Source organism: Roseburia faecis, assembly GCF_001406815.1.
Classification (GTDB): Bacteria; Bacillota; Clostridia; order Lachnospirales; family Lachnospiraceae; genus Roseburia; species Roseburia faecis.
Window position 1 is genome coordinate 64,111 of sequence record NZ_CVRR01000019.1, and the last position, 25,871, is coordinate 89,981.

The 25,871-nt window shown below is 43.6% G+C and carries 24 protein-coding genes, 1 tRNA gene and 2 pseudogenes; 21 read left to right on the plus strand and 6 right to left on the minus strand.

The window, feature by feature from the left end:
• Positions 1-2: 2 nt before the first annotated feature.
• The gene (glgA, locus tag M72_RS07410) at positions 3-1,451 is read left to right on the plus strand and encodes a glycogen synthase GlgA (RefSeq protein ID WP_055067760.1); all 1,449 of its coding nucleotides are present in this window, start codon (positions 3-5) and stop codon (positions 1,449-1,451) included.
• Between the two features lie 54 nt (positions 1,452-1,505).
• Here the strand turns inward: glgA and M72_RS07415 are convergent, their stop codons facing one another.
• From M72_RS07415 to M72_RS07440, 5 genes and pseudogenes are all read right to left on the minus strand, one after another.
• Positions 1,506-2,417: a DUF5688 family protein gene (locus tag M72_RS07415; protein ID WP_022045528.1), complete on the minus strand. Its 912-nt coding sequence runs from the start codon at positions 2,415-2,417 to the stop codon at positions 1,506-1,508.
• A gap of 139 nt (positions 2,418-2,556) precedes the next feature.
• Positions 2,557-4,452 (minus strand): annotated as a pseudogene (locus M72_RS18230) (extracellular solute-binding protein).
• Positions 4,446-5,270, minus strand: coding sequence for an ABC transporter permease (locus M72_RS07430; RefSeq protein WP_055067762.1), 825 nt, complete (start codon positions 5,268-5,270; stop codon positions 4,446-4,448). The pseudogene M72_RS18230 and the gene M72_RS07430 overlap by 7 nt, the downstream one beginning before the upstream one ends.
• Positions 5,263-6,336: an ABC transporter ATP-binding protein gene (locus M72_RS07435; RefSeq protein ID WP_055067763.1), complete on the minus strand. Its 1,074-nt coding sequence runs from the start codon at positions 6,334-6,336 to the stop codon at positions 5,263-5,265. Before M72_RS07435 ends, M72_RS07430 begins: the two co-directional genes overlap by 8 nt.
• A gap of 12 nt (positions 6,337-6,348) precedes the next feature.
• Complete coding sequence (locus M72_RS07440) at positions 6,349-6,888, minus strand: cupin domain-containing protein (protein ID WP_055067764.1); 540 nt, start codon at positions 6,886-6,888, stop codon at positions 6,349-6,351.
• Between the two features lie 182 nt (positions 6,889-7,070).
• Here M72_RS07440 and M72_RS07445 point away from each other — a divergent pair.
• The 11 genes from M72_RS07445 (at position 7,071) to M72_RS07495 (ending at position 19,184) form a co-directional block, all read left to right on the plus strand.
• Positions 7,071-7,143 (plus strand) — tRNA-Thr (locus M72_RS07445).
• Positions 7,144-7,280: 137 nt separating this feature from the next.
• Entirely contained in the window at positions 7,281-7,601 is a 321-nt protein-coding gene (locus tag M72_RS07450) for a hypothetical protein (protein ID WP_055067765.1), read from the plus strand.
• Complete coding sequence (locus M72_RS07455; RefSeq protein ID WP_022045535.1) at positions 7,591-8,118, plus strand: HD domain-containing protein; 528 nt, start codon at positions 7,591-7,593, stop codon at positions 8,116-8,118. Before M72_RS07450 ends, M72_RS07455 begins: the two co-directional genes overlap by 11 nt.
• Positions 8,115-8,774, plus strand: a complete 660-nt coding sequence (locus M72_RS07460; protein WP_055067766.1) for an epoxyqueuosine reductase QueH — start codon at positions 8,115-8,117, stop codon at positions 8,772-8,774. The genes M72_RS07455 and M72_RS07460 overlap by 4 nt, the downstream gene beginning before the upstream one ends.
• Positions 8,775-8,809: 35 nt before the next feature.
• Positions 8,810-10,189 carry an argininosuccinate lyase gene (gene argH / locus M72_RS07465; protein ID WP_055067767.1) on the plus strand — a complete coding sequence of 460 codons (1,380 nt, stop codon included), beginning with the start codon at positions 8,810-8,812 and terminating at the stop codon, positions 10,187-10,189.
• Between the two features lie 301 nt (positions 10,190-10,490).
• Positions 10,491-11,582 carry an aspartate-semialdehyde dehydrogenase gene (asd, locus tag M72_RS07470; protein WP_055067768.1) on the plus strand — a complete coding sequence of 364 codons (1,092 nt, stop codon included), beginning with the start codon at positions 10,491-10,493 and terminating at the stop codon, positions 11,580-11,582.
• Positions 11,583-11,718: 136 nt separating this feature from the next.
• Positions 11,719-13,080: an ATP-binding protein gene (locus tag M72_RS07475; RefSeq protein ID WP_055067769.1), complete on the plus strand. Its 1,362-nt coding sequence runs from the start codon at positions 11,719-11,721 to the stop codon at positions 13,078-13,080.
• Positions 13,081-13,107: 27 nt separating this feature from the next.
• Positions 13,108-16,635, plus strand: a complete 3,528-nt coding sequence (locus tag M72_RS07480; protein ID WP_055067770.1) for a DNA topoisomerase III — start codon at positions 13,108-13,110, stop codon at positions 16,633-16,635.
• A 19-nt stretch (positions 16,636-16,654) separates the two neighbouring features.
• Complete coding sequence (locus M72_RS07485) at positions 16,655-17,335, plus strand: LbetaH domain-containing protein (protein WP_055067771.1); 681 nt, start codon at positions 16,655-16,657, stop codon at positions 17,333-17,335.
• Positions 17,336-17,457: 122 nt separating this feature from the next.
• Complete coding sequence (locus M72_RS07490; protein ID WP_022045542.1) at positions 17,458-18,150, plus strand: iron-sulfur cluster assembly scaffold protein; 693 nt, start codon at positions 17,458-17,460, stop codon at positions 18,148-18,150.
• Positions 18,151-18,170: 20 nt separating this feature from the next.
• Positions 18,171-19,184: a GGGtGRT protein gene (locus tag M72_RS07495; RefSeq protein WP_055067772.1), complete on the plus strand. Its 1,014-nt coding sequence runs from the start codon at positions 18,171-18,173 to the stop codon at positions 19,182-19,184.
• 204 nt (positions 19,185-19,388) lie between these two features.
• Here the strand turns inward: M72_RS07495 and M72_RS07500 are convergent, their stop codons facing one another.
• The gene (locus M72_RS07500) at positions 19,389-19,658 is read right to left on the minus strand and encodes a hypothetical protein (protein ID WP_206541818.1); all 270 of its coding nucleotides are present in this window, start codon (positions 19,656-19,658) and stop codon (positions 19,389-19,391) included.
• A 557-nt stretch (positions 19,659-20,215) separates the two neighbouring features.
• Between M72_RS07500 and M72_RS17610 the strand changes: the two genes are divergently transcribed.
• The 9 genes and pseudogenes from M72_RS17610 (at position 20,216) to M72_RS07540 (ending at position 25,863) form a co-directional block, all read left to right on the plus strand.
• Positions 20,216-20,338, plus strand: coding sequence for a hypothetical protein (locus M72_RS17610; RefSeq protein WP_261291802.1), 123 nt, complete (start codon positions 20,216-20,218; stop codon positions 20,336-20,338).
• A 236-nt stretch (positions 20,339-20,574) separates the two neighbouring features.
• Entirely contained in the window at positions 20,575-20,814 is a 240-nt protein-coding gene (locus M72_RS07505) for a DUF3791 domain-containing protein (protein ID WP_055067774.1), read from the plus strand.
• Positions 20,811-21,281 carry a DUF3990 domain-containing protein gene (locus tag M72_RS07510; RefSeq protein ID WP_055067775.1) on the plus strand — a complete coding sequence of 157 codons (471 nt, stop codon included), beginning with the start codon at positions 20,811-20,813 and terminating at the stop codon, positions 21,279-21,281. The genes M72_RS07505 and M72_RS07510 overlap by 4 nt, the downstream gene beginning before the upstream one ends.
• Positions 21,278-21,511, plus strand: coding sequence for a DUF3791 domain-containing protein (locus M72_RS07515; protein WP_055067776.1), 234 nt, complete (start codon positions 21,278-21,280; stop codon positions 21,509-21,511). Before M72_RS07510 ends, M72_RS07515 begins: the two co-directional genes overlap by 4 nt.
• 37 nt (positions 21,512-21,548) lie before the next feature.
• Positions 21,549-21,674 (plus strand): annotated as a pseudogene (locus M72_RS18100) (ATP-binding protein); the annotation flags it as partial.
• A 411-nt stretch (positions 21,675-22,085) separates the two neighbouring features.
• Positions 22,086-23,234 carry an RNA polymerase sigma factor RpoD gene (rpoD, locus tag M72_RS07525; protein WP_055067944.1) on the plus strand — a complete coding sequence of 383 codons (1,149 nt, stop codon included), beginning with the start codon at positions 22,086-22,088 and terminating at the stop codon, positions 23,232-23,234.
• 42 nt (positions 23,235-23,276) lie between these two features.
• Entirely contained in the window at positions 23,277-23,906 is a 630-nt protein-coding gene (locus M72_RS07530; protein ID WP_055067778.1) for an alpha/beta hydrolase, read from the plus strand.
• A gap of 195 nt (positions 23,907-24,101) precedes the next feature.
• Positions 24,102-24,581, plus strand: a complete 480-nt coding sequence (locus M72_RS07535) for an NUDIX hydrolase (protein ID WP_055067779.1) — start codon at positions 24,102-24,104, stop codon at positions 24,579-24,581.
• A gap of 103 nt (positions 24,582-24,684) precedes the next feature.
• Positions 24,685-25,863 (plus strand): dockerin type I repeat-containing protein, encoded by a 1,179-nt coding sequence (locus tag M72_RS07540; RefSeq protein WP_055067780.1) that lies wholly within the window; start codon positions 24,685-24,687, stop codon positions 25,861-25,863.
• The last annotated feature ends 8 nt before the right edge of the window (positions 25,864-25,871 follow it).

A 25,871-nucleotide genomic window follows, 5' to 3' on the forward strand; every position in this document is an offset into this window, starting at 1 on the left:
GTATGAAGAAGATTCTGTTTGTTTCATCAGAGGCAGTGCCATATGTGAAAACCGGAGGTCTTGCCGATGTTGTCGGATCACTTCCGAAATATTTTGACAAAAAAGAGTATGATGTGCGGGTAGTTATTCCGAAATACGCCTGCATGGATCGCTCATTTCTTCCAAATTTAAAATTTTTGTGCCATTTTTATGTAAATCTGAACTGGCGCAGGCAGTATGTTGGAATTTTCGAGTCGGAATATCATGGTGTTCACTTTTATTTTGTGGACAATGAATTTTATTTTGCAGGAGAATCTCCATACAACAATATCTATGAAGATGTGGAAAAGTTTGCATATTTTTCCAAGGCAGTACTTGCTAGTCTGCCGTATATTGATTTTGCCCCGGATATTATCCATTGCAATGACTGGCAGACAGGACTTATTCCGGTGTTTCTGCATACGGTATTTGGAGATGATAATTTTTATGCGGGAATCAAAACCGTGTTTACGATTCATAACCTGCAGTTTCAGGGACGCTGGCGAATTCAGGAGATTATGGATATTACAGGACTCCCGGCACACATTTTCAATGCATATGAACTGGAATCTTATGGCGAAGCAAACTACTTAAAGGGTGGCGTGGTATATGCGGATTATATTACTACCGTCAGCCCGACGTATGCAAATGAGATTACGACCGTAGAAGGGGGAGAGGGCTTAAGTGGCCTGATGACTGCCCGAAAGGATCGCCTTTATGGTATTTTAAACGGAATTGATTATGAAGAATATAATCCACAGACAGATCCTTATATTTCGGTAAATTATTCGAAAAAAGATGCAGTGAGTGGGAAAAAAGAAAACAAAGTTGCATTACAGAAAGAACTTGGGCTTCCAGTCAGGGAGGATGCTTTCCTGATCGGAATCGTATCGCGTATGACCAGCCAGAAAGGATTTGACCTGATTGGCTGCGTATTGGATGAACTTTTAACCGAAATGGATATACAGCTGGTGGTTCTTGGTTCCGGAGAGAGCCAGTATGAAAATATGTTCCACCATTATCAGAGTAAGTATCCGGACAAGGTAAGCGTACATATCGGATTTACCGAGGAGCGTTCGCACCATATATATGCGGCAAGTGATGTGCTGCTGATGCCGTCCATGTTTGAACCATGCGGGCTGGCACAGATGATTGCCATGCGTTACGGAACACTTCCGATCGTACGTGAAACCGGAGGACTCCGGGATACGGTAGAACCATACAATGAATATGAAAATACAGGATGTGGTTTTTCATTTGCGAATTTTAATGCACAGGAAATGGCAGATATTGTCCGGTATGCGTATCGTGTGGAGCATGAACAAAAGGCCGCATGGAAAGAACTGATCTATCGTGCGATGGATCGCAATTTTTCCTGGAATGTTTCGGCACATGCATATGAGAAGCTATATGATAAACTGGTAGAAATGTAATAGATGTTCCCCGCAGAATTTTTTCTGCGGGGATTTTGTGTCTGGAAATATAATCTATGAAGTGCAGACCGGCTGCGGCATGGTCAGCAGATGGCTGTGCCGGCAGTAATAGTAGGCATGGTCGGACAGAATTTCTTCATCCTGAAGCTGTGAGGCATTCACTTCTTTTACCATTGCGGTGTAATGGTCGAGATTCTGCCTGTCGTTTTCATCGGTGGCAAGAATCAGTACTTCGTGAATACTGCTTGGCAGAATGATCAGATCCTTTTCAAACAAATCGGACAGTTCTTTTAAGATGTCATCGTAGAGGAGAACGGTTGCACCGTTGGTCCGGTACGTATTGGTCAGAACATACAGTGGCGGGGCTGCTTCCGGGAGTGGAGTTTCCGCGACGAGCTGCATTTCTTTGAGAAGACTGCTCATCGGGGTAAGCTGTGGGGGAAGAAGCTGTGGCGTGTTTTTCTTCGCAAGTCGGTAAAGCGTTTCTTTGTCGGTTTTCCAAAGGTTTAAGTGATGATTGTGGATCAGAATATTTGCCTGGTTTTCGGCACTTGCATGGAGCAGACAGTAAAAGATTACGGCCAGATCCTGGTAGCGGAAAAACGGAACCTCTTTTAACAGTTCCTGATTTTTTTCAAAGCTTACAAGACGCATGACGATGTGCTCGCTGGCACGGGAAAAATCGGTAAAGTAGGACGTGTCAAAATTTTCTTCCGGGGCATGCGCCTGATAGGTATGAAGAATATCTTCACAGATTTCTTCAAGGCATACCCCTTCCAGATAGCGATGATAGTATGGCATCAGATAGATCGCAGGTGACACGTTTTTCTTCGGATGGAGAAGTACCAGACCATCGTAATGTGTTCCGTTATTTTTGGTAAAGGAACGAATGTCTAAAGTGACACCTGTCTCGATACGCAGAGAAAGCTGTGTACGGATCGTTGTTAAAAATTCCTGATAGTTCATATGTAATTGAAAACAAATGTATATATGGGAAATTTCGGAATGACCGTTTCCGAAGATGAAAAATCCACGGTGTTAACCAGACACCGTGGATTTACTTTAGCATGTTTTGACTGAAATTGCAATCATTTTTCTCGGTTTTTTAATAAGAGAGAAGTTCCTGCCACAGCTTTGTGTACTTGGCGGAATCATCATCACTTAATGCTTTATAGATTTCACATCTTTTTATCGTGTCACTGGAAGGATTGATAGCTTCGTTATTTTTTACGTCAGCGTCCTGATTTTCTACCACAGATGTAATCGGAGAGGCATACTGCACATATTCGAAATTCTTTTCTGCGATATCATCCTTGCACAGGAAATTTAAGAATTTTAAAGCGTTGGTCTGGTTAGTGCAGGACTTTGGAATGAACCAGGAATCGATCCAGAGGTTTGATCCCTCTTTTGGAACCGAATAATCCAGATTGTCGTTCTCTGCCATGGCCAGTGCAGCCTCGCCGGAGTAGCACAGTGCGATGGAGGCTTCTTCTCCGATCATGGCATCGGCTGTCTCGTCTACATAGTAGGCATATACGATTTTATCATCTTTTTGCTTTTTTAATATGTCGAGGGCTTCCCGCAGATGATTTTCATCGGTATCGTTTAAGGAATACCCTTTGGAGATCAGTGCAGGGGCAAACGTATCACGGACGGAATTTTCCATGATGATTTCATCCTCATAGGTAGGATCCCACAGGCAGTTCCAGCTTGATACGGTTTTGGCATCAATGGTTGTTTTGTTGTAGAGAAGGCCAAGAGTCCCGTAAAAATATGGAACGGAATAGGTGTGATTCTTGTCATAGGAAGCAGACATATCAAGGATCGTTGGATCCAGATTTTTGTAGTTGTCCATGGCATCGTAATCTTCTTCGAGAACTTCGCCCTCGTTGATCAGACGCTCAACCATATATTCGGAAGAGCAGATTACATCATAGTTGATGGAACCGGCTTTGTATTTGGTATACATTTCTTCCGGACTTTCATATTCTTCGTATTTGACGGTGATACCGGTTTCTTTTTCAAACTGTTTGACTACGGACTCATCGATATATTTTCCGTAATTTAAAACGGTTAAGGTCTGTCCGCTTTTTTTCGCAGAGGAAGATCCCCCACAGGCAGTGAGTGCACTGACTGCCAGAGCAGAAATTAAGAGGGCAGAGAAAATTCTTTTTTTCATAATAGGACTCCTTTCGGCTGGAATAAAATTCCAATGGAAAATTTATTTGGCTGCAACACGCTTCTTCCCCGGATAAACATTTCCGGCAAGAAGAATGAGCAGAACGGCAAAGAACAGAATCGTGGAAAGTGCATACAATTCCGGTTTGATTCCTTTGCGAAGTTCTGTGTAGAGCATGGTGGAGAGGGTATTGACCCCGGCTCCTTTGGTAAAATAGGTGATGGAAAAATCATCCAGTGACATGGTGACTGCCATCATAAATCCGGAGAACACACCGGGACGGATTTCCGGCCAGGTGACTTTGTAAAATGCATACAGCGGCGTTGCTCCGAGATCAAGTGCCGCCTCATAGGTGCTGCGGTTTGTCTGTTTCATTTTCGGAAGCACATTTAAAATAACATAAGGAATACTAAAAGTAATGTGCGCCAGAAGAACCGTCACAAATCCGAGGTCGATAAATTTCACAAACAAAAGCATCATGGAGATACCGGTTACGATATCCGCATTCAGAAGCGGAATATTGGTCGCGCCGAGATAAATGGTCTGGTGCCGTTTTTTCATGGCGGCTATGCCGAGCGCGGCAAGTGTTCCGATCAGTGTGGAAATAATTGCGGACAGGAAAGTGACCTGCAAAGTTGTGACAAATGCAGTCATAATCTTTTCGTCCTGAAAACAGCCGGTATACCACCGGAGCGTGAAGCCACCCCATTTTACCTTGGAACGGGAATCGTTGAAAGACAAAGCAATCAACACAATAATCGGAAGGTAAAGGAAGGCAAAAATCAGGACCATATAGATCCGGGATGCACATTTTTTTAACATATGGATGTTCCCTCCCCTTCTTTATCAAATATATTTACAATAGTCATACTTGCAATCACAAAAATCATAAGAACAAAGGAAAGACCGCTTCCGGCATTCCATTGCATACCCTGCATAAAATCCTGTTCGATCACATTTCCGATTAAAAGAACATGACCACCGCCTAATACCTGCGAGATTGCAAACGAGGTAAGTGACGGGACAAATACCATGACGATTCCGCTGATGATTCCGGATACGGTAAGCGGAAGGATAATCTTTAAAAAGATGGTTACATTTCCGGCACCCAGATCACGGGCCGCCTCAATCCAGTCTTTACGGATTCGTGTCATGGAGTTGTAGATTGGCAGCAGCATAAATGGCAGGAAGTCGTATACCATGCCAAGGACAACTGCTGTTGGTGTATTTATGATATTGATGCGGGAAAGCCCGAAACCTGTGAGAATGGAGTTGATTACACCATTTTTGGAAAGCAGAAGTTTCCATGCCAGAATACGGAGCATAAAGTTCATCCACATCGGAAGCATAAAGATAAAAACAACCAGTCCCTGATTTTTGATTTTCATATTATTTAAAATCATTGCCAGCGGATAGGAAAGAACCAGGCACACGATGGTGCATATAATTCCAAGTCTCAGGGAAAGTCCCATGGCTTTGCGGTTGGTTTCATCTGCTATCGCTGTGATATAGGATAACGTAAAACTGCCATCGCCGTTTGTAAATGCATAGTAAAGAATCATGATAAGCGGCAGGAGGATAAAACCAATGATCCATATGAGGTATGGACCGGCAAGAAATTGCTGTTTGAATTTACGCATCGATCTCCACCGCCTTTTCATCGGAAGATTCCGGCTTATGCATAATCTGGATATTGAACGGGATTACTTTGATGCCGACTTTGGTGCCGACCGGAACAAATCTGGTGGTGTGAACCAGCCATTCATAGCCGCCGGCCATGACATCAAGTTCATAGTGAACGCCTTTAAAAATCAGGGAGGTTACTTCGCCCTGCAGCGTTCCCTCCGAAGGATCGACCAGTTCTACATCTTCCGGACGGATGACAACGTCGACCGGCTTGTTATTGCCGAATCCCTTGTCGACACATGCCCAACGGGCACCGAGAATCTCTACAAGTTCATCTTTTATCATGGTTCCGTCAATGATATTGCTGTGTCCGATAAAATCGGCAACAAATGCGTTTTCCGGTTCGTTGTAAATGTTTTCCGGAGTACCGATCTGTTGGATATATCCCTGATTCATGACAACGATGGTATCGGACATGGTCAGAGCCTCTTCCTGGTCATGGGTGACGTATACAAAAGTAATTCCCAGTTCTTCCTTCAGACGGATGAGCTCATACTGCATGTTCTGACGCAGTTTTAAATCAAGTGCACCGAGAGGTTCATCTAAAAGAAGGACTTTTGGCTCGTTTACAATCGCACGGGCGATGGCGATACGCTGCTGCTGACCACCGGAGAGAGAATCGACCGAACGGTTTTCAAAGCCTTCCAGATTGACCAGTTTTAAGGCATATTTGATTTTATCCTGAATATATGCTTTGCTTTTCTTACTTATTTTAAGGCCGAATGCAATGTTTTCGGCGATGGACATATGCGGGAAAAGAGAATACTTCTGAAAAACGGTATTCAGTTTCCGTTCATTGGCTGCAAGAGCTGTGATATCCTGTCCGTCAAACAGAATCTGTCCCTTGTCCGGGCTTTCAAAGCCTCCCAGCAGACGCAGGGTTGTAGTTTTTCCGCATCCGGACGGACCTAAAAGGGTCAGAAATTCATTCTCCCGGATATACAGATTTAAATCATCCAACACAAGATTGGAATCGTAGGATTTGGAAATTCCAATAAAATCAATTAAATGTTTACTCATACGTTTGTCCTCTTAAAAATTTGGTGGGGTAGTAACCCAGATGATGACGGCATCTTTTGCACCGGTGTTTTCCAGATAATGCTTTTTTCCTGCTTTAAAATAGAAAGATTCCCCGGCATGTACCGTCTGGTTTTGTCCGGCATAGTGGATACGGACGTTTCCTTTGATTACATAACCGAAATCCTCCCCCTCATGGGGCTGATAAACTTCTGACCGTCCACCGGCGTGTAAAGTCAGACGAACCGGTTCCATCTGGTTTTTCTGTGCATTGGGAACGACCCATTCAATACAGCAGTGTTTTTCTTCGTCGGTTTTTTCAAAATAATCTTCCTGTTTGAAAACAATCTGTTCCGGCTCTTCATTTGTAAAAAATTCTGCTGGTGTCGTACCAAGGCACTGGATGATATCCAGAAGAGTTCCGATGGACGGAGAGTTCTGGTTTCGTTCCAACTGTGAGATAAAGCCCTTGGTCAGCTCGGCACGGTCCGCCAGCTCCTGTTGCGTCAGTCCGTACTGGATGCGCAGTTCTTTCATGCGGTGTCCAATGTCCATGGCATGCCTCCCGTAAATTTATGAAACATGATTGTTAGTTGATTTTTTGTTTACTGATTATAAACTCAACAGTTTCTATTCTACAGAATCCATGTGAAAAGTCAATCTTTTTTTAATATAAATTTTATGAAAAAACAGTTGATTTTCTGAATCGGTTTTGGTATTATATACAAGTACGTTTTGCCAATATGGCTCAGTTGGTAGAGCAACGCATTCGTAATGCGTGGGTCAGGGGTTCGAGTCCCCTTATTGGCTTCGTTTCAGACACGTTTTGTATCGGGTATCCGATGGAAGACGTGTCTTTTTTACTTTAAAAAGTGCTTGTTTCTTAGGCATGAAATTGGTATAATGGGCGCAGACAAAGAAAATAAGAATAAAGGTTGAGGTAAAAAATGGACAAGAACAAAAAGACGTTTCAGGTACCGACATTACTGGCCTTTGCAGCAATTGTTGCAATTATGGTGATTGTAGGGGTGAGAGTCCTTAACGTTCCGGTAGTTCCTATGTGTCTGCTTGTTATCATTGAGGCAGTTATTGCAGTGATGCTGCATCATGCGGAACTCTGGGTGCATGGACTTCTTATTCTGGCAGAACTTTGTGCCGGTGTTGCCGGGGAAAAAACAGTATTGATTATTTTATGTGCAGTTGTTTACATTGCAGCGACGTTTGCACTGCAGATGTTAGATAAAGGAGAAACACACAATGGACAGTAGTGACAGTAGTTATTACAGCAGGCAACAGCTGGATGAGCTGTTTTTACAGATGATCGCCTTTTTTTCCGGAGATCCGAAACGGATTCAGCATTTCATGAAAGTGCATAGTTTCGCAAGAATCATCGGAACAAAAGAAGGGCTTGACGAGACATCCCTTTTTATATTGGAAGCAGCCGCTTATACCCATGACATTGGAATCCGTCCGGCAGAAGAAAAGTATGGACGGTGTGACGGAAAGCTGCAGGAGCAGGAAGGACCGATTGTGGCACAGAGAATGCTTTCCGATGTGGGAATTGAAAATTATCTGATCGACCGTATCTGCTATCTGATCGGACATCATCATACATATGATAATATCGAAGGACTGGATTATCAGATTCTGGTGGAGGCAGATTTTCTGGTCAATTTATATGAAGATGACGTCAATCGTCACGGAATTGAACAGGCATATCAGCAAATTTTCCGGACGCAGACCGGAAAAGAAATTTTTAATCAGATGTATACAGATGAAAGATGAATAAAAAAAATTATCAGAAAATAATGGAAGATCTGATCCGTGAAAACTGTACGGCAGGGGAGGCTCCAAGCCTCCTTTTGCACAGCTGTTGTGCACCGTGCAGTTCTTATTGTATTGCATGTCTTGCAGAACATTTCCATGTAACGGTATTTTATTACAATCCCAATATTTATCCGCCGGAAGAATATCATATGCGGGCAAAGGAGCAGGAACGTTTTATTGCTGAGTTTCCTACAAAATATCCGGTTTCTTTTGTGGAAGGTGCATACGATACACAGCGGTTTTATGATATGGCAAAGGGCATGGAAGAGATCCCGGAAGGGGGAGAGCGCTGTTTTGCCTGTTACCGGCTGCGGCTTTCCGAGGCTGCGTCCTATGCAAAAGCGCACGGATTTGATTTCTTTACGACAACATTATCCATCAGTCCGCTGAAAAATGCGGAAAAGTTAAATCAGATCGGAGCAGAACTGGCAGATACCTTTGATGTCCGTTATCTGTTTTCGGATTTTAAAAAGAAGGAAGGCTATAAAAAGTCGACCGAAATTTCTAAGGAGTATCACATGTACCGGCAGTACTACTGTGGGTGTGTGTATTCCAAGCGTGACCGCGACCGTGAAATCGTACTGCGCAGACAGCAGGAAGAACAGATTTTATAAAAAACAAAGAATTTAAGAAAGAGAGGAATTTAGATATGGCACAGTTATGGGGCGGAAGATTTACGAAGGAGACAGACCAGCTGGTTTACAATTTTAATGCATCCATTTCGTTTGATCAGAAATTTTACAAGCAGGATATTGAGGGTTCCATTGCACATGTGCGTATGCTTGGAAAGCAGGGCATTCTGACACAGGAAGAGATGCAGACGATTGTTTCCTGTTTACAGGAAATTCTTGCGGATGTGGAGAGCGGAAAGCTTGCCATCACTTCGGAATATGAGGATATTCACAGTTTTGTGGAAGCAAACCTTATTGACCGTCTGGGAGATACCGGAAAGAAACTGCATACCGGACGAAGCAGAAATGATCAGGTGGCACTGGACATGCGTCTGTATACCCGGCAGCAGGTTCTTGAGACGGATGAACTGCTGGAACAGCTGCTGCAGGTACTGCTTCGCATTATGAAAGAAAATACGCAGACGATTATGCCAGGATTTACCCATTTGCAGAAAGCGCAGCCGATCACACTCGCACATCATATGGGGGCGTACTTTGAAATGTTTAAGCGTGACCGTTCCCGTATGCACGATATTTACGAGCGCATGAATTACTGCCCGCTCGGTTCCGGCGCACTGGCAGGAACAACCTATCCGCTTGACCGCGAATATACTGCAGAGCTTCTTGGCTTTTACGGACCGACCTTAAACAGTATGGACGGTGTTTCCGACCGCGATTACCTGATCGAATATCTGTCTGCCATGGCAACCATTATGATGCATTTAAGCCGCTTCTCCGAGGAAATCATCATCTGGAATTCCAACGAATACAAATTTGTAGAGATTGATGATGCATACAGTACCGGAAGCAGTATCATGCCACAGAAGAAAAATCCGGATATTGCAGAACTTGTCCGAGGCAAGACCGGGCGTGTGTATGGCGCGCTCATGTCGCTTCTGACCACAATGAAGGGGATTCCGCTTGCTTACAATAAAGACATGCAGGAAGACAAGGAACTTTCCTTTGATGCCATCGACACAACGAAAGGCTGTATTGCGTTATTCACGGGCATGCTTGATACCATGAAATTCAATAAGGATGTTATGAGAAAGAGTGCCGCACACGGCTTTACCAACGCGACGGATGCTGCCGATTATCTTGTAAATCACGGGGTTCCGTTCCGCGATGCGCATGGAATTATCGGACGTATTGTTTTGTACTGTCTGGACAAACAGATGCCGATTGACGATATGAGTCTGGAAGAATTAAAACAGTTTTCTCCGGTATTTGAGGAGGATGTCTATGATGCAATCTCCATGGAAACCTGTGTCAACAAGCGTCTGACGATCGGTGCACCAGGGGAAGAGGCGATGAAGAAAGTGATCGCAATCGAAGAGGCATATCTGGAGAAAAAATGAGACAAAAGGAGCACATCGCATGCAGAGTCGCTTGTCGATGCGATGTATGTAATTGCGGTACATCTCTGATATATTGCCTGAAATACCGCTTAGTCGGTATTTCAGATTGTGCAAGTCCTACATATATTTGAGGAATATTTTATTTATTTAGGACAATTTGTTCCTTGTAATTTTACCTGGTTTCAAGTAATATATTTCCTATAAAGACACATGTTCGTGTAACGCGGACAAAAAACAAAAATGTTTTTCTGTAAAAGACAGGTGTCCGCGTATAAAGAAAAGAACAGAGGAGATTGGAAAAATGAGTGAGAAGTTAAAAGTTGGTATCCTTGGCGGAACAGGTATGGTAGGACAGAGATTTATCTCTTTGCTGGAGAATCATCCATGGTTTGAGGTTACCACGATTGCAGCAAGCCCAAGAAGTGCAGGAAAGACTTATGAGCAGGCAGTAGGAGATCGTTGGAAAATGGATACTCCAATGCCGGAAGCTGTAAAGAATATTGTAGTAATGAATGTAAATGAGGTAGAGCAGGTAGCTTCTCAGGTCGACTTTGTATTTTCTGCTGTAGACATGACCAAAGAAGAGATCAAAAAGATCGAGGAAGATTACGCAAAGACAGAGACACCGGTTGTTTCCAACAACAGTGCCCACCGCTGGACACCGGATGTGCCGATGGTAGTTCCAGAAATCAATCCACAGCACATGGAAGTTATCAAGTATCAGAAAGAGCGTCTTGGTACAAAGCGCGGTTTCGTAGCAGTAAAGCCAAACTGCTCCATCCAGAGTTATGCGCCGGTTCTGACTGCATGGAAAGAGTTTGAGCCGTATGAAGTAGTTGCCACTACCTATCAGGCTATTTCCGGAGCAGGAAAGACGTTCAAGGACTGGCCAGAGATGCTTGGAAACATTATTCCATACATCGGTGGTGAGGAAGAAAAGTCTGAGAAAGAGCCTCTGCGTATCTGGGGGCATGTAGATGATGAGAAGAAGCAGATTGTTCCTGCAACTTCACCAGTCATTACCTGCCAGTGTATCCGTGTGCCGGTATTAAACGGACATACAGCAGCTGTATTTGTTAAATTCAAGAAGAAACCTACCAAAGAGCAGCTGATCGAAGCACTGAAGAATTACAGTGGTGTGCCACAGGAACTGAAGCTTCCGAGTGCACCGGAACATTTCATCCAGTACTTAGAAGAGGACAACCGTCCGCAGGTCAGCCTGGATGTAAACTTTGAGCATGGCATGGGAATCTCTGTCGGACGTCTGAGAGAGGATACCGTATATGACTGGAAATTCGTTGGATTATCTCACAATACCGTTCGTGGTGCAGCCGGTGGTGCAGTTTTATGTGCAGAGCTGTTAAAGGCACAGGGATATATCACAAAGAAATAAGTATTAAATTGAAATACGGATTTTGGAGAGAAGTGCAAAAACTGCACTTCTTTCTTTTTGCCGAAAACCTTGTGAGAGATATTAATCAGTGATATAATTTCTTTTAGCAGAAGGAATTTTGTACGGAGGAATCGGGATGAACGCAAAAAAAACAGATCTCAAAGAACTGGAAGGCTGGTATGAAAAATCAGGAAACCAGCTGATGCTTTTGTATGGCGGAATGGACTGCCGAAAAGAACAGCTGATCAAAGAATTCTGTGTGGGGAAAAAGTATTTTTATTATCGATGCAGACAGCTTTCCGCACAGGAACAGATGCAGAAAATGGGAGAAGAAATTCAAAATACTTTTCAGATGAAGCTGAGCAGATATTCCTATGATGAATTTTTTAACCGGGTAAAAAGCGGAGATGCATCAAAACTGGTGATTGTGATTGATGAGGCACAGTATGCAATTAAAAGAGATCCGGAATTTGTCAAAAGTATTTTAAAATTAAAGATGAAACGGCTTTATCCGGGACCGGTGATGATCATTCTGGCGTCTTCTTCCATTGTATGGGCCACACAGGATGCAAAAGATGCGTTCGGGGACGGATTCCGTCGTATTGATGTGCTGCATAAAGTCGAAGATCTGAATTTTCTGGAGGTTGTCCGGACATTTCCGGCACTTTCGGTCAGCGACTGTATCCGTATTTATGGAACCATCGGTGGGGTGCCAGGATTTATGGAAGCATGGAATCCGGAAATTTCATACAGGGAGAATATTTACCGGCTTGTGCTGACGGAGGGGGGATATCTGTTTCATATGGCAGAACAGAAAATTTCTGCAGAACTGCGTGAACTTTCCGTCTATAACACAATTTTATCTGCAATTGCACAGGGAAACAATAAACTGAATGACCTGTATGCAAAAACCGGATATTCCCGTGCAAAGATCAGTGTTTATATGAAAAATCTCAGCCATTTTGATATTGTAGAGAAAGTGCAGTCATTTCAGACCGGCGGCTGGGAGAATGCTAAGAAAGGGGTATACCAGATCAAAGATACATTTATTAATTTCTGGTTTAAATTTGTATTTCCGCATATGTCAGATCTTTATCTACTGAAACCGCATGAATTTTACGACCGCTACATTGCGCCGGAACTTGGCACGTATCTGAAACGTTATTTCCGGAATGTCTGCATGGAGTATATGATGCTTTTGAATCAGATGGGACGCATGCCGTTTCCAGTTCATAAGATCGGAACCTGGGTTGGAAAGACAGGAAACATTGATATTATTGCCCAGAGCACAGACCGCAGAAATATTGTGGGACTATGTAACTGGGATCAGCCACAGCTGACATCGCAGATGTGCGAGGAACTGTATCAGAACATGGAAAAGGCAAAAATCCGTTCGGAACATATCTTTTTATTCTCTGCAACCCGGTTTGAACCGATGCTGGCGGAGCATGCCAAAACGGATGACCGGTTTGAGCTGATTGATATGAACGAATTATAGAAAAAGTTTGCCAATAGGGGATAGAAGATGGGAAAGTCACTGATCATAACGGAGAAACCGTCGGTTGCCCAGGAATTTGCAAAAGTTCTCGGGGTAAGCGGGGGCCGCAGAGATGGCTATCTGGAAAACCAGAAATATGTGATCACCTGGTGCGTGGGACATCTGGTAGCCATGGTATATCCGGAAAGTTATGATATAAAATACAAAAAGTGGAAACTGGAAGATCTGCCATTTCTTCCAAAAGAATATAAATATGATGTGATCAAAGATGTCAGCCGGCAGTATGATGTGGTTCACGGAATGTTGATGCGCGAGGATATCGACCGTGTCTACTGGGCAGGAGATGCCGGAAAAGAAGGACAGACGATTGAGGAAAATATCCGCAATTTCGGCGGTGTGCGAGATGGCATGGAGGAACTCCGGGTCTGGATTGATTCCCAGACAGAGGAAGAGATCCAACGGGGAATCCGGGAAGCAAAACCGATGTCTGCCTATGAAAATCTCGGAAAATCCGGTATTATGCGTACCATTGAAGATTATGCCATGGGCATTAATTTTTCCCGTGTAATGTCGGTAAAATATGGAGGGTTGTTAAACAATGCGGCGGGAACACGTTCCTACACCGCTATTGCGGTCGGGCGCGTGATGACCTGTGTGCTTGGGATGGTCGTGATCCGTGAGCGCGAGATCCGCAATTTTAAGGAGACACCGTTTTACCGTGTTGTCGGAAATTTTACAGATGCACATGTCCAGGGCGAGTGGAAAGCCGTCGAGGGATCAGGGTACTTTGCATCGCCGCTCTTGTATAAGGAAAACGGATTTCGGGAAAAGAAGGATGCACTGGCATTGATTGACCGCGTGCAGGGACATCCTGCGATTGTGGAATCCATCGAAAAAAATATTTCCAGAAAACGGGCACCGTTACTATTTAATCTGGCAGAGCTGCAGGCAGAATGTGCAAAACGATTCAAGATCAGCCCGGATGAAACCTTACAGGTGGCGCAGGATCTGTATGAACGGAAACTGACAACGTATCCGCGTACCGATGCGCGTGTGCTTTCCACTCCGGTGGCAAAGGAAATCCATAAAAATATCAGCCGTCTGCGGGGATATGAGCCGACTTCGGATTTTGTGGAGCAGATTCTCGACAGAAAGCTGTATGGAAATATTGCAGGAACGCAGTATACCGATGATGCTAAAGTGACAGACCACTATGCGATCATTCCGACCGGTCAGCTCACGGAGCTTGGGAAACTGAATACTCTGCAGAAATCGGTATTTGATCTGATCGTGCGGAGATTTCTCAGTGTGTTTTATCCGGCGGCAGAATATCAGAATGTAAAAATGACGGCTGTTGTGGATGTGGGGGAAAAGAAGGAACGTTTTTATGCGTCCGCACGTGTATTAAAGACACCCGGTTATTTGGAAATTGCAGGAATTCCAAAGAAAGAGGAAGAAGATTCGGATCCGAAGGAACTGCTACATCTGGCAGACCGGCTGAAAAAGGGCGATGAGATTTCCGTGGATGGATATGAGGTGAAAGAGGGAAAAACTTCACCGCCGAAGCGATACACCTCCGGTTCCATGGTGCTTGCCATGGAAAATGCAGGACAGCTGATTGAGGATGAGGAGCTTCGGGAACAGATCAAAGGTTCGGGAATCGGTACCTCGGCCACCCGTGCGGAAATTATCAAGAAACTGGTCCGTATCCATTACCTCAATCTGAATAAACGGACGCAGGTGCTCACACCGGAAAATCTCGGGGAGATGGTATTTGAAGTGGTGAGCATGACCGTCCCGGCACTTTTGAACCCGAAGATGACAGCTTCCTGGGAAAAGGGACTTGATGGAATTACACAGGGAACCGTGGATTTCTGGGATTACCGGACGAAACTGGAAGATTTCATCCGGACCGAAACGGAAAAGATGATCGGACAGGATCTGCGGGAACCGCTTGCGGAACGTATCAGTAATTTTGCTGGGAAAAATGCAAGAGGTGCCGGTGCGAGAAGAAAGATCGGTGTCAGATGTCCGGCATGCGGTGGAGAACTTGTAACCACGCCATTTGGCTATGGATGTGCAAATTACAAGAATGATAAATCAGGATGTAATTTTAATATTGGCGAAATTGCAGGTGTTCAGCTGAGTGAGGAACAGGTAAAAGAACTTATCGAACAGGGGCATACCCAGACCATTCGCGGGTTTAAATCCAAGGCAGGCAAACGGTTTGATGCAAAACTTAAGGTAGATAAAGATGAAAACGGAAAAGTTAATATTGCATTTGATTTTTCGGACGTAGAGCCGGAAATCATTCCGGAGGTAAAGTGCCCGGTATGTGGCGGACAGATTAAAAAGACATCTTTCGGCTATGGATGTGTAAACTTTTCACCGGACGATGAGAACAGCTGCCGGTTTTCCATTGGAACAATCGCCGGAAAAACCCTGCCGGTTACTGCGGTAAAGCAGCTCCTGACGGATGGTCACACAGATACCCTGCGCGGTTTTAAATCAAAAACCGGTAAAAAATTTGATGCCTGTCTGAAACTGGAGAAAACCGAAGAGGGAAAGACGAATATTGTATTTGATTTTGACAGCGTGGAACAGAAAGTGATCCGCGATGTGAAGTGTCCACTCTGCGGGGGTGAGATCATTGCGACCTCTTTTGGTTATGGATGTGCTAACTATAAGCCGGGCGATGAAAACAGCTGCAGGTTTTCTATTGGGAAGATGGCAGAGAAATCTTTTACGGAAGCACAGGTCCGGCAGCTTTTAAACGATGGCATTACGGAAACCATGCGTGGGTTTAAGTCAAAAACAGGGAAGAAATTTGATGCGCGCGTAGCTCTCGCAAAAGATGAAAACGGGAAAGTAACCGGGCTGAAATTTGATTTTGACAATGTAGAGCCAAAGAAAGTCAAAGATGTGAAGTGCCCGAAGTGTGGTGGGGATATTGTAGTGGCACCGTTTGGATTTATGTGTGCCAATCATAAAAAAGATGATAAGGAAAGCTGCAGCTTTATGATTGGAAGTATCGCAAGTGTCCGGCTGAAAGAAGCGCAGGTGAAAGAGCTTCTGACGAAAAAGAAGACAGAGGTAATTTCGGGATTTGTGGCAAAGACCGGTATGAAATTTGATGCACCGCTGAAACTGACGGAAGAAGGGGAGATCGCATTTGATTTTCCGGAGAAACCGAGACCGGAAGAGACAACCGTGCCGTGCCCGAAATGCGGCAAAATGCTGATGAAGACGCAGTGGAGGTATGAATGTGCGTGCGGATTTAAGATCTGGCATACCGTTGCTAAGGTGGAACTTTCCGAAGAAGTGATGAAAGAACTGTTGACGACCGGAAAGACGAAGCAGAAGATTGCCGGATTTACCTCAAAGGCAGGCAATACATTTGACACCTGCCTGAAATATGAAAATGATCAGATTTCGTTTGATTTTGATAATCCGGGGGAGGCACCGCCGGAGAAAACAGCAGCCGCAGAGGAAACGACGGCTTTGAAGGAAACGGAAGAGTCCGAAAGAAAAACGATCAGTAATCATGAAAATTAAAATGTAAGGAGATTAAAAAATGGAAAACGCAAAAATCAAAAACATGTATGATTTGTCACAGTCTATTGCAGGAGAGTATCTTTCACAGTTTACATATCCGTGGGAAGCATTAAAAGGAATCAGCGATTTTATCAAAAAGCTCGGCCCGACACTCGATCCGGAAATTTATGAGAAACGTGGAGAAAATATCTGGGTGGCAAAGAGTGCAACCGTTGCGCCTACGGCATGTCTGAACGGACCGCTGATTATTGATGAAGATGCCGAGATCCGTCACTGTGCATTTATCCGCGGGAGTGCGATCATTGGAAAAGGATCGGTTGTCGGAAATTCCACGGAGATCAAAAATGATATCATTTTTAACACGGTACAGGTACCACATTACAATTACGTCGGGGATTCCATTCTCGGTTACAAGTCCCATATGGGAGCCGGTTCAATTACCTCCAATGTAAAATCGGATAAAACACTTGTGGTTGTAAAGGACAACAGAGATTCCGGAGAAGAAATTGAAACAGGACTTAAGAAATTTGGAGCTATGCTCGGAGATCACGTAGAGGTAGGATGCAACTCCGTTTTAAATCCGGGTACGGTTATCTGCCCGAATTGTAATGTCTATCCGCTTTCTTCTGTCCGCGGAGTGATTCCGGCAAACCATATCTACAAGGATGCAGACCATATTGTGGCAAAAAAAGAAAAATAGTAGTTGTATCTAAAAAAGTGCGAATTTGCACTAGACTTTAGGAAAAAAATATGCAAAAATATTAGCGGTATGTCGAATGATAACGAGTTTATCTACAATTAACATGCGAAAGGAGTCTTAAGATGATTTACACAAAGGAAGTTGAAAACATGTGTCCTGTAGCAAAGGGCGCAAAGCATGAGCCAGCTCCTATCCCGGAAGAGGGAAAGTGGGTTCATTCCAAGAAAATTGAGGACATTTCAGGATTTACACACGGTGTCGGCTGGTGTGCACCACAGCAGGGTGCCTGCAAGCTTTCTCTTAACGTAAAGAACGGTATCATTGAGGAAGCATTAGTTGAGACAATCGGTTGCTCTGGTATGACTCATTCAGCTGCTATGGCTGCAGAAGTTTTACAGGGTAAGACAATTCTGGAAGCTTTAAATACAGACTTAGTTTGTGATGCTATCAACACAGCTATGAGAGAGCTTTTCTTACAGATCGTATATGGACGTACACAGTCTGCATTCTCTGATGACGGACTTGCTGTAGGTGCTGGTCTGGAAGATTTAGGAAAGGGACTTCGTTCTCAGGTTGGTACTATGTATGCAACAAAGGAGAAGGGTGTTCGTTACCTTGAGATGGCTGAAGGATATGTTACAGGTATCGCTCTTGACGAGAATAACGAGGTAATTGGTTACCAGTTCGTTTCTCTTGGAAAGATGACTGACTTCATTAAGAAGGGTGATGATCCTAACACAGCTTGGGAGAAAGCTAAGGGTCAGTATGGCCGTGTGGACGATGCAGTTAAGATTATCGATCCACGTCAGGAATAATTGGAAAGGAGAACGATATAATGGCATCATTATTTGAAGGATATGAAAGAAGAATTGACCAGATTAACGCTGTTTTAAACAGCTATGGTATCAGCTCTATCGAAGAAGCTGAAAAGATTACAAAGGACGCTGGACTGAACGTTTACGATCAGGTTAAGAAGATTCAGCCAATTTGTTTCGAGAACGCTTGCTGGGCTTACACTGTAGGTGCTGCAATCGCAATCAAGAAGGGATGCAAGAGAGCTGCTGATGCTGCCGCAGCAATCGGTGAAGGACTTCAGGCATTCTGTATTCCTGGATCTGTTGCAGATCATCGTAAAGTAGGTTTAGGACATGGTAACCTTGGTAAGATGCTCCTTGAGGAGGAGACAGAGTGCTTCTGTTTCTTAGCTGGACATGAGTCATTTGCAGCTGCTGAGGGTGCAATCGGTATCGCTGAGAAGGCAAACAAGGTTCGTCAGAAACCTCTTCGTGTTATCTTAAACGGTCTTGGAAAAGACGCAGCGCAGATCATTTCCCGTATCAACGGATTTACATTCGTAGAGACAAAGTATGATTACAAGGCTGCAAAGCTTAACATTGAGTACGAAAAAGCATACTCTGACGGACTTCGCGCAACTGTAAAATGTTACGGTGCTGATGATGTTCAGGAAGGTGTTGCAATCATGCATCATGAGAACGTAGGTGTTTCCATCACTGGTAACTCTACAAACCCAACACGTTTCCAGCATCCGGTTGCAGGTACATACAAGAAGGAATGTATCGAGCAGGGCAAGAAGTACTTCTCCGTAGCATCCGGCGGTGGTACAGGACGTACACTTCACCCAGATAACATGGCAGCAGGTCCTGCTTCTTATGGTATGACAGATACTATGGGACGTATGCACTCTGATGCACAGTTTGCTGGATCTTCTTCCGTACCGGCTCACGTTGAGATGATGGGTCTGATCGGAATGGGTAATAACCCAATGGTTGGTGCTACTGTTGCTGTTGCAGTATCCGTTGAGGAAGCTGCAAAGGCTGGTAAGTTCTAAGAAACACAGTAAAATCAAGGGCTATCGTGGTTTACAATGTTCCACGGTAGCCTTAGATTTTGCCACGTAGGACACACGTAGCGCACAGGTAGCACACATGAGGTAGCACATAAATTGTTGGATGAATTTAGGGTATAAAAAGAGGGCGTCGAATATACCCGACACCCCCATACGCTTTTATGTAACGTTTGTGTTTTTGTTTGATTAGGAGTTTGCTTTTTGCGATTGCACACCTAAAAGATAACCGTACATGAATGCGTTTTCTGCGCCCTGCTGGTAATTGCATTTTGCACCTTTCTCATAAAGTCCAAATCCAATATCGAAGAGTTCTTTGATAATTTCTTTGTTCCGCTTCACAGTCCAGTGGATGCGCAAGCTCTTAGATTTCTTTAATTCTGCCAGGGCTGAATCATGCAATGCCTTTTTCATTTTTTCATGGCGCCAATCATGAAAGATTCCAATTAAAATAAACAAAATTATATTGATGCTTGAAATTCCATATGGAACGTGTTATAGTAAAACAAAAGAGGAACAATTGCCCACAAGTGGTTGTCCTCATAAACAATGGTTAGAAAAATCCACCCTAGTTACTCGGTCAAAGTTGGGGTGGTTTTTCTATGCTTTAAAACACTATCTGATAAACGTAAATACGAATGTCAGTAATGCAAGAATGAACAGACCAAAGGTCATGAGGTCTTTAAAATCAAATCTCTTGTTCATCAGCACCACCCCCATCCTATGTAAAATAAAATAGAGGTCAGCCACCCTGCAACACAATTGTTCCATGGTCTGTATTTTATCGTATCTTATATAGATATTTTAAACAGGACAAAACTGTCTCGAGAAGTTGGCAGTATTCCGTGATTGGTTTCTATTGATAAGTACAATTTTATTGTGAATCATTTGGTGGAAAATGTAGATATAATAGAAATCGTCTTGTTTTGATGGTATACTGTAGTTGATCGTAATAGTAAAAGAATTGTATCCATGTTCTTCAAAACTGCAGCAGAATCATACTAGAAGGTGTAAACATGCGTCTGATGAAAAATGATGAAGAGTATATTCGCAGAGCATTACAACTTGGTGCAAATGAAATCAGAGGGTATAAAGAGAAGGCAGAGTATATGAAGAAATTAAATGAATTAGAAGTTTGACCGCGTTAGCAAAATAAAAGCAAAAAACTGTAAATAACAATAAATAATTTTAAATTAAATACAATATAAGGAAAGCCCATAAAATCATTGGATAGTTGATACATCAGGTTATCCAGATGTCGAAACTAAAATTGGAAAAGATTATTTTGATTTTATTGTGCAGATAAGGAAATAGAACAAAGGTTGAATTTTAAAAAAAGTCTATGAATTATTAAAAATATAGGAAAGGTTGACATGTGATGACGGATGAAAAAATCAAAAATTCCAGAGAGTTGGAGTTTGCCGTATTTTGCATTGAAAATGTAGCGGCAAAGCTGGGCGTGGATGCAGAGCGTGTGTATCAGGCATTTACTGAAAAAAGCAACATTCTGAACGGTTATATCGTGCCGGAATATGAAGTGCTGCATACCCAGAGCCGGGAATATATCGTTAATGATCTTCTTGATGTGATGAAAGAAAGGGGCGTGGAAGTATGATTCTCTATCATGGTTCTTTCTTAGAGATTGCTAAGCCGGATTTGGTTCATTCCCGCCCTAACGTAGACTTCGGGCGTGGCTTTTATGTCACACCGTTGTATGAACAGGCAGCGAAGTGGTGCGGCAAGTTCAAACACCGTGGGAAAGACGGTATTATCTCTAGGTATGAATACGATGAAAGCCGGGAAGCTGAACTGAAAACGCTGAAATTCGATTCTTATTCCGAAGAATGGCTGGATTTTATTCTGAACTGCCGCAGTGGAAAAGATTTGACGGATTATGACCTTGTTGTAGGCGGTGTTGCCAATGATAAGGTGTTCAATACGGTGGAGCTGTTCTTTGACGGACTGATTGATAAAACGGAAGCTATCAGCCGCCTGCGTTATGAAAAGCCGAACCTGCAAATATGTTTCCGCACAGAGAAAGCACTGTCTCTGCTGCGTTTTGAAGGGAGTGAAACACTATGACAGCGAATCCGATTTTGCTTCAGAAAAAATATAGCCGTGTTATTGAATGCTTTGCTAAACAGCAGGGACTTTCACTGGATGCGGCTTTGGATTTCTTTTATCATTCACTGGTTTATCAGCTGATCCGTGATGGTGTTTCCGATATGCACTGCATGAGCGATGCGTATCTGGCGGAGGAACTGGAACAGGAATATGCCGAGAAAGTGCCTGTAAAGAAGAGAATAAAGTGAGACATAATATTTTTGATTCAATACCATTAAATATCGTTATCTGGATCATGGTACGATACAGGTTGTGGTATATGACAACCGATTGGAAATCACTTCTTCAGGAAAGCTGCCAATGGGGCAAACTATGGAGCGTATGAAAGAAGGCTATTCCAAAATCGGAAATTGAATCAAACAGGGTTGGCGATAAGTATTCAGACAAAATATTTGTCACAATAAATAACAATAGTAATACGGAAGTATGGAAAGCCTGTATACAATCCGGACATTCCAAACGACACCGCCCACCGGAGTTATGAGAGACAGGGCATTGACAGGGTATCAGAGATACATGAGGGGGATCGGCTGCCACCAGCAGGACGAAAGAGCCGGGAATAACAAGGCAATGCAGGAGCAGAGCACAGGGGAGAATAAACGGCAGTATCAAATAATGAACATAAATACGAAAAAAGGTGTGGAATTATTTTTGAATTGTGGTAAAATGTTTTAGAACCTAAAAGAAGATATAAAATAAAATAGGGGAATTTATTGATAAGGAGTATTTTTCGTGACAGAAGATAAACGTTCTATTATTCAAATGGTAGCAGGCCTGATCGAACAGGGCAAAAAGAATCAGGATAAGATCGCATACAGCAAAATCCTGGATACATTTTCAGGGGTAGAGATTTCCTCTGAGCAGTTTGACAACATTTTAAAAGTTTTAGAAGATAACAAGATCGAAGTCCTTCGCTCAAAAAATGACATGGAGCAGACGGTTTCTTTGTCTGCAAAGGAGAAAGAACCGGATGAGGTGGATGACGAAGAACTGGAAGAAAGTAAGATTCTTTTGGATATTGATGATGATATTGAGGAAGATTCCGAGGAAAATATCGAGGAAGATCTCTCGGTTATGGAGGGGGCGGATATCACGGATCCGGTACGTCAGTATTTAAAGACGATCGGACAGGTGCGTCTGCTTACCATGGAAGAAGAGCAAAAGATTGCCAAGCGGATCAGTGAGGGGGATCCGGAAGCCAAGAAGGAACTGATTGAAGCCAATCTCAGACTGGTAGTAAGTATTGCCAAGAAGTATGTCGGCAGGGGATTGCCGCTTCTGGATCTGATTCAGGAGGGGAATATCGGCCTGATGAAAGCAGTCGATAAGTTTGAGTACGAAAAAGGATTTAAGTTTTCCACATATGCGACATGGTGGATCCGTCAGGCAATTACCCGTGCAATTGCAGATCAGGCAAAGACGATCCGTGTTCCGGTACATATGGTGGAGACAATCAATAAGGTTGTCCGTGCACGCCGTACCCTGACACAGGAGCTGGGAAGAGAACCTTCCAATAAGGAAATTGCGGAGATGCTTGGCGAAGATGAAGATCGTGTAACGGAGATCATGAGTTTTAGTCAGGATCCGGTTTCCATGGAGGCTCCGGTAGGGGATGAGGACGATTCCCATCTGGGTGATTTTGTGCAGGATTCCAATGCGTTATCCCCGGAGGAGAATGCGATTGCGGAGATGCGTAATAAGCAGATTTCACTTGCCATGAAAGACCTGACGGATCGTGAGCAGGAAGTGATCACACTGCGGTTCGGTCTTGACGGAAATCAGCCGCACACGCTGGAAGAAGTGGGACAGATGTTTCATGTGACAAGAGAGCGTATCCGTCAGATTGAGGCAAAGGCACTGCGTAAACTTGGTGCACCGAGCAGAAAACGTATGCTGCGTGACTTTTTATAACAGGTATTTTGCCGGACAATTCTGAAATTACGGATGTGATTTATGATATGGTTTTTGGCAGGGAGTGAAACTATATGTTTTATTTTAAGCTATTGCATCCAGCCCAATACCTATCCGCAGTGTCAGATGGATTTGGCACTGGCTGTGATGCATGTACGTGCACATGCACGGCAGTATGGCATTGATGAAAACCGTATTCTTGTGGTGGGAGCTTCTGCAGGCGGGCATTTGTGCGCAAGCACGGCCATGCTGCACGAAGAGCTGAAAACAGAAATTTTTTGTGTGCATCCGGAGCTGGAAAAACTATATGGAAGGATTTCTGCGCGGCCGGACGGGGTAGGACTGTTGTACCCGGTGATCAGTTTTACCTCGGAATATCATGAGGGAAGCTGTCGCTGTAATACAGGCGGAAACCCGGATCTTCAGAAAAAACTGTCGGTAGAACTTCACGATCTGACCGGCTATCCGCCAACATACGCTTATGCGAATCTCGATGACGGCTGTGTTCCGGCCAGCAATACGACCCGGTTAGACGTGGCACTTACGAAAGCAGGGGTGAAGCATCTGTGTGAGACTTTTCCGACGGGAGATCACGGCATCGGGTTAGGATATGGTACTTCAGCCAAAGCATGGAGCGAGCATATGCTTCGGTTTTTTGATGAAACTTTATAAAAATCCGGTAAGTATTAAAAATATGATACATTACAATAGTCTGAAACCGAAAATCCGGACATGGTAACGTTGTATTTGTATATTAGCGTTACGTTTTACTCAGCAAGTGCCGTGCATCTGAAAAGATGCGCGGTTTTCTTTTTTCCTTTCTCGTGCTATGATGGAGACAGAAAAAAGAAAGAGAGAACAAAACATATGGGATATATATTGGAATTGAGAAAACAGGTAGGTCATCGGCCGTTGATTATGACTTGTGCAGGAGTGCTGCTTTTGAATGAAAAAAGGGAGCTGCTTCTGCAGAAACGTGCAGACAACGGGTTATGGGGATATCCCGGGGGTTCTATGGAACTCGGGGAGAGCTTCAAAGACTGTGCCAGACGGGAAGTACGGGAGGAAACAGGACTGATCTGCGGAAAACTCGAACACTTTATGAATGTCTCCGGAGAAGAAGTACATTATGTCTATCCAAACGGGGATGAAATTTATGCCGCAGAAGAGATCTTTTTATGCCGGGAATTTTCCGGGCAGATCATTTGCCAGCAGGAGGAAGTAGAAAAACTTTGTTTTTTCCGTATGGAAGAACTCCCACCGAAAGAGCAGATCAATCCCAATAATTATCCGGCAATCGAACGGTTAAGGAGAATGATGGATGAAAATCACAGGGAAACCATATAAATTTCCGGCTTTGTTACTTCTTGCCTTTTGCTACAGAGAATGGTAGGATAAGACATAGAATGAGTTACAGAGGATCAAAACACATACAAGTGGGGGAATTCTTATGAAAAAAGCAAAGAAATTAATAGCCGGAATCATGCTGGCATGTATGGTCATTGTGGGAGCCGGCGTGAAGTCGCCTGACGTATTTGCAGCAACAACAACGGCTGCTGCAGGTTCGCTGGAAATGAAGACTGCCAGTGACTCCATCAATTTAAATGCGGGACAGTCATTTGATGTGACATTTTCTGTCAATGCGGAGACTTCCGGATTCGGAGGATACCTGACTTATGACAATTCAGTATTTACTTCGGTTACGGTAGTTGTTGGCGGGGGCACCACATCCGGAAAGACAGACAATAACGGAGAGTGGAAGGCTTCCTATAATGGGTATACACATTTTCTGTCCGTGGATTATTATAAAAAGGATGCGGCAGGAAATACAACCGGGCAGATTGCAGACCCTGTGAAAGTGACAGGATCATCCATTGCCACACTGAAATTTACATCGGCAAAACCGGTGATTAAGACGGATATTACCTTTAGCCCGTCCTATCTTCGGACAAATGGAACGGATGTGGAATTGAAAACGCAGAAACTCACACTGACCAATTCCCAGGCAAAGGCCGTTACGCTATCTCTTGGAATTGTAAAGGGAAACGGACGGATTTCCGTACCGGTGTATTTTTCCCGAAATGACGGATTTAATAAAATTAAGCTTAGGATTACTTATAATAAAAATATTCTTGCTTTTCAGTCCATAACACTGGCACCGGAAGTGCAGTCGACACTTACACAGAGTGATTATAATATGTCTTCCTACGGAGGATATCTGACAACGGAATATACCGCAACAGCAGATGTCAATACTTCAGGAAATCTGATGTACATTGATTTTCAGCTTGCGAATGGGATGACAGCATACTCCAATAATGGAATCAGTACAGATGTTACGGTTGCCATAGAATCTGTAGAAGACCAGCAGGGAGATATCTTTTCCTATAATTCGGCGACCTCAAGTGTGACGATCACGGATCAGGTACATACGCTTGGAGATGTGAGTGGTGACGGGAAAATTAATCTGGTGGATGTGTTATATGTCATTCAGTATTATAACAACACGAAAACATTTACAAACGCGGAAAAGACTGCGGCAGATGTAAACCGTGACGGAAAAGTGGATCTGACGGATGCTTTAAAAATCCTTCAGTATTATAATGGAGCCATTAAGACATTGTATTAAACAAAGGA